Below are 4,887 nucleotides of genomic sequence, written 5' to 3' on the forward strand. Positions count from 1 at the left end.
GAATTAATTCTGTAAAAAAAGTAATTCCAATAGATATATCTTATGAAGAATATTTAAAGATAATTGATTTATGGAATTAAGAGGAAATTATATGAATGGGTGCATCTTCTTAGAAACACTCCTGTTATCATTTTAAGGAGAATTAATACAAAGAAAGACGAATTCGAATAGTAAAAAATAGAGGAGACAAAACAAGCAAAAAAGCCATAAACTAAAATATTTCTTCTGTATATGCACTGTATTAATATTGCTATTGATTTGGTAATTACCCAAAAAAGCGGGAACAACTTCACAAAATAGTAAACAGTTAGATGGCTGGATAGGAAATTATGAATTTAGGTATTTATATTGATGTATATCAAACGTCGCAAAGAATTAAAGCCGATGTAAGGGGAATTCAGAAGGCATAGATATGGTTTTTGTAACTTATTTATCAGAAAGTGTGGGAGAGAGTATAGAGAAGGGAAAGGTTTTATTAAGTTTTAAAAAAGAAAACTCTGAATTGTACACTTATTGGGGAGGAATTCAACCAATATTACCAGTCAATATGAACACTGGTAGTGTTCACCTTACAAAAGTAAATGAGTAAAGTGAGGTTTCTGTCAAATGGGCAATGGGTTGTTAAAACAGAATAATTAGGGGGATAAAATGGATTCTAAAGCAAGAAAGATCCTAAAAAAGTATAAGGCGTGGAAAGATACGCTGACAGATGAGGAAATACGGTATGCAATTGAGCAGGGAGTTTTGTATCCACAAACAAGTATTCCGCATAATGACGTAATTGCGGAAGTGAAATATTTGTCGGGTGTGATTGATTTAGACGATACAATACGTGCATTTTTATATAGTCTGTCTACTGGAGCGAATGAATATCGTACTGCTCTAGCGAGTCTTTTATATGCAAAGGCATTACCAGAACACAAAGCAGTTATTCATGGTCAAAATGAGAAATATAGAAGATGTGCAATATGCGGATTAAAGATGACTTCAGAACAGTCAGAGTGTGAAATTCAGAACTCCGATTATAATGCGTATCGTCATTTTCCTGATGGTTATCAGGATATTTGTAGAGCTGATTTTGTATTATTTGATTTGCAGCAGTTTCAACTATTGCCAAAGGTTGATTTTACTGATGATGATTTGCAGATGCTAAATCGAATTTTTGGCTTGGTTGAGGAACTTACTTCTTCGAATAAGATAGCTGCATTGCAACAATTGATTACTACAGAGAAAGTGTTGCCTGCAAATAAAAATGAGATATATGTAGTACTTGGCGGACTTGCAGCCTGTGGTGCTTTCGATACACCTGAGCATAAGGGATATGCTAGTGAATTTGTACTTGAACAGAATAAAGAATTTCTATATGAATATGATTTGTTCTATCCACTACATTTTTGGCGAGGAAAGTATGGGGTGAACTACGATGCGGTAAAGCGGGTGTTTGGTGGACTAACAGGTGATTTACTTAATAAAGAGCACGCAATCCGTCATGAAGTAATAAGAAATACAAAACCTAACGAGAATAAAAAATCAAAAGCAGAACAATATTTTAAAGATGGAGAATATAGTATTTTGCTTGTAAATGAGAAGAGATATTACTATGGTCTGGAATCTATTTCACCTGAGTGGGACAAGGTTGTTAAGTATTCAGTTACATATAACCTGCATAAACGTTCTGAGATATATTTTGCTGGAAATACCATTAAGAAAATGATATTTGAGGAAAAGTATGTGGCAGAGGGCGAGAAGCCAGGTGGAAACTACTATTTAGAATTTGATTTGAATGAGCAGACGGAGAATCAAACTATATTAATTCCAAAGACTAACCGTGGTAAGAAGAAGCCTTGGACACCATCTATGCTGATGACACCAACTTACATGAGGGAACAGTTGCATGTTAAAATTGCAAATGATACTCATTGTGTAAGTTCATTTAATAGCCAGAATGATCAGGAACTCCCACTGCCGAAAGGAAAAGTAGAGAAAGCAGAGGATTTTGTAAGATATACAGAAGAATACATCAAATCTTTGCCAGATGATTATGATAAGGTGATTTCTGATTTTCATACAAAACAAAGAGTTACGGTGAAATTTGGAGCTGGAGATGTATTCAGAGTGGCTTTATCACCGACTACATATACATATGGATTGATACTAGGAATTGGTCGAGACGTATTAAAATGGGACAAAGTTCCATCAAAACATCCAATGCAGAGTATTATGGCGCAACCAATTATATTTAGGCAATATAACATTGTTACAGAGAACAAAAACATGACACCTGAAGATTTGGAAAATATATCAATGTACCCAATGGATATGGCGCAGGACAATGAAATTTTATGGGGAACCTATCCTATCATTGGTCGAAAAAAATTAACAGAAAAAGACATAGATTTTGGATTCGCATGTCATAAAAAGACAGGTGATGTATTCTGGGGATTTACTTATTTTACAGTAAATCCAGAAATATATGAGGATCTGTTTGAAGGGTATTATGGCGTTTCTATGGATCTGTGTTTTGCAACAAGTTTGGCAATTTCTATCTATGATGAGATGCCGGAACATATTGCAAGACAATTAGCAATGAGGGAGAGGGTGACTAAGGAGCTGGGAATGCCACAAGATTGTACACTGGATGATTTTGCTGAAAGGTTTGGTGGGCCAACACGAGCTGATTATATTAGTTGGATATATAGTTCGAGTAATGGTGATTGCTAATAGCAAAAGAAAATTCCAACATGTGGATGAGTGATACAGATGACATGACTTATTATTACATATTAAATTCTTAAATTTGGAGATGTTGAGAAGGATGAAGATGTTAAAAGAGATTATACCAAGAAAAAGAAGTAAAGTAGTTATTGTCGTCATACTCATGGCTTTTTTATTCATAGTAGCATCTTTGGCTATGAAGTCAAAGAAAGAAAAGAATAACTTAAACTCAGAAATTACAGAATCAGAAGAATTTGCTGCTATTTCTGGTGTTTGGAAAGTTACAGAATATCTAGGCGAAGGTAGTGAATATCATGGAGCAGAGCCAACTACGGAAGTTGAAAAGAGTGAAAATGCTAGAATTATTAAGGAAACAAAGGAAAAGTACTTGAATAAAGAACTACATATGGATTCAAAAAATATAATAAGCTTTGGTCCTCCAAATGAATTAGGCTATCAAGTTTCGACTTTTGAAGATTTGTTCTTTATTTATAGGCAACCGGCAAATTTACCGAATATGACACCGCCATTTTTATGCATATCATTTGAGCTTAAAGATTACGATGATTATTTGGACATAATCATTGACGCTAATGGTATTGCAACATTAACAGTTAAGGGATCATTCTTTCGGTTGGAGTTTTATTAAGTTTTAAAAAAGAAAACTCTGAATTGTACACTTATTGGGGAGTGATTCAACCATTATTACCAAACAATATGAACAACGGTAGGGTCTACTTTACAAAAGTAAAGGAGTAAGATGAAAATATATCGGAAGATAATGAGCGTATATGATTGAATTCAAGGTTGCTTTGCTGAATTAAGGGGGACATTTATGGAAAAGGTTACCTATACTATAATATCAGAAACAGATTGACAGATATCATCTCCGAGGTCAATAATGTACTTAGAAGATTAAAATACAAAGGAGGATAAACATGTTGCAATTAATACCTAAGCCTCATGAAACTACTATAGGAACGATAGGAGCTGTATTTACAATTGGTTATCAGTGTCCAATTGTTTATAATGAAGAGTTATCAAATGAATATATGTATTCTATGTTTCGGTCATTTATATAAAGTGCTTTGTACAAAGACTTTCGCACATTTATGTGAGTTACCAAACTCGAATGAAGCAGCATTTTCTTTCTTTGACCGTCAAGATCATCATACTCTTGATGTTAGCAACACAGAAAGTATGGATTTTGTAATCCGTAGGATAGAAGAATACATGCCGTTATTCTCATTGAAGTATTTTAACTTATGTGGTGAAGAAACATTTGATTTAGGAAAAGGTAGAAGCAAGGCGTTGGCTGACCAAGTTGGAGAGAGGCAGATCTATATTGATTTTGTTAATAAGATATGTGAACATCTAATAGGAAAAGGTAAGATTCCCATGTTTTGGGGGGGATGTGATTAGTGCTTATCCATCTGCTATTAAGGAGCTTCCAGGAGAAACAAATTCTTTGTCCAGGTGTAATTGGCTGGAATCAATTGGTGAATGCCAACGCTGATGCATATGAGAATATTAAAAGAATCTGTACTTATGCATATCAATATGATGCAATTGGTGTGTTGAATACAGACTGGGGAGATTATGGTCATGTAAATCATCCTGAATTTTCAATGATCGGAATGATCTATGGTGCAGCGTTCTCTTGGAACAAAGAGTAGCCATAAAGAATAGCCATTCGAGACCAGGTTTATCAGTTCGATTAGAATATTGGTATCACAGTTATAAAGAATTATGGCGTGAAAGTTGTAAAGAATCTGAGCTATATCGTATTGATGAAGTAATATTTTGGTATGCAGACCTTTTACGTTCATTTTAGTGATTTATTGATATAATTATTATGGATTTATACACCTTCGAGTGGTTAGTTGACTAGCGCTTGGAGGTTTTTCTTTTGGTATAAAAATATAGAGAAATGCGATAATCTAGCGATAATCTAGTCGTATTTCTCTATATTTTTATTAAAACCTTTTTGATACAATAATTGATAAATAAAGTATGTAGTTGTAAAATATAATAAGATGAATTTATTAAACGAGGTGAATTATTATTAAAAATTTAAAACTAATATTCATAATGGTATTACTGGGATTTGGTTCAATGGCATGGACAAACCTAGACAAAGCACCAATAGACTTAAATAGTAAATATGATCGA

Annotated in this window: 7 protein-coding genes and 1 pseudogene; all 8 read left to right on the forward strand. The window is 33.7% G+C overall.

From position 1 onward, the window contains the following. Positions 1-397: 397 nt before the first annotated feature. A pseudogene (locus ACW2QF_RS17750) lies at positions 398-589 on the forward strand (DUF5991 domain-containing protein); the annotation flags it as partial. Between the two features lie 59 nt (positions 590-648). Beyond that, complete coding sequence (locus ACW2QF_RS17755; protein ID WP_455717354.1) at positions 649-2,721, forward strand: immunity 26/phosphotriesterase HocA family protein; 2,073 nt, start codon at positions 649-651, stop codon at positions 2,719-2,721. A gap of 94 nt (positions 2,722-2,815) precedes the next feature. Then, complete coding sequence (locus ACW2QF_RS17760; protein WP_455717355.1) at positions 2,816-3,364, forward strand: hypothetical protein; 549 nt, start codon at positions 2,816-2,818, stop codon at positions 3,362-3,364. A gap of 41 nt (positions 3,365-3,405) precedes the next feature. After that, the gene (locus ACW2QF_RS17765) at positions 3,406-3,474 is read left to right on the forward strand and encodes a hypothetical protein (protein ID WP_455717360.1); all 69 of its coding nucleotides are present in this window, start codon (positions 3,406-3,408) and stop codon (positions 3,472-3,474) included. A 179-nt stretch (positions 3,475-3,653) separates the two neighbouring features. Continuing rightward, positions 3,654-3,797 (forward strand): hypothetical protein, encoded by a 144-nt coding sequence (locus ACW2QF_RS17770; protein ID WP_455717356.1) that lies wholly within the window; start codon positions 3,654-3,656, stop codon positions 3,795-3,797. Then, positions 3,760-4,137 carry a hypothetical protein gene (locus tag ACW2QF_RS17775; RefSeq protein WP_455717357.1) on the forward strand — a complete coding sequence of 126 codons (378 nt, stop codon included), beginning with the start codon at positions 3,760-3,762 and terminating at the stop codon, positions 4,135-4,137. Before ACW2QF_RS17770 ends, ACW2QF_RS17775 begins: the two co-directional genes overlap by 38 nt. Then, positions 4,137-4,391 carry a hypothetical protein gene (locus tag ACW2QF_RS17780; protein WP_455717358.1) on the forward strand — a complete coding sequence of 85 codons (255 nt, stop codon included), beginning with the start codon at positions 4,137-4,139 and terminating at the stop codon, positions 4,389-4,391. The genes ACW2QF_RS17775 and ACW2QF_RS17780 overlap by 1 nt, the downstream gene beginning before the upstream one ends. After that, complete coding sequence (locus ACW2QF_RS17785; RefSeq protein WP_455717359.1) at positions 4,376-4,549, forward strand: hypothetical protein; 174 nt, start codon at positions 4,376-4,378, stop codon at positions 4,547-4,549. The genes ACW2QF_RS17780 and ACW2QF_RS17785 overlap by 16 nt, the downstream gene beginning before the upstream one ends. Positions 4,550-4,887: the final 338 nt, after the last annotated feature.

The organism is Anaerosporobacter sp. (assembly GCF_965301125.1).

What these genes read in the sequence shown, in the direction of transcription:
- ACW2QF_RS17755 (WP_455717354.1), top strand. Translation starts at nt 649, where the DNA reads ATGGATTCTAAAGCAAGAAAGATCCTAAAAAAGTATAAGGCGTGGAAA.
- ACW2QF_RS17760 (WP_455717355.1), top strand. Translation starts at nt 2,816, where the DNA reads ATGAAGATGTTAAAAGAGATTATACCAAGAAAAAGAAGTAAAGTAGTT.
- ACW2QF_RS17770 (WP_455717356.1), top strand. Translation starts at nt 3,654, where the DNA reads ATGTTGCAATTAATACCTAAGCCTCATGAAACTACTATAGGAACGATA.
- ACW2QF_RS17775 (WP_455717357.1), top strand. Translation starts at nt 3,760, where the DNA reads ATGAATATATGTATTCTATGTTTCGGTCATTTATATAAAGTGCTTTGT.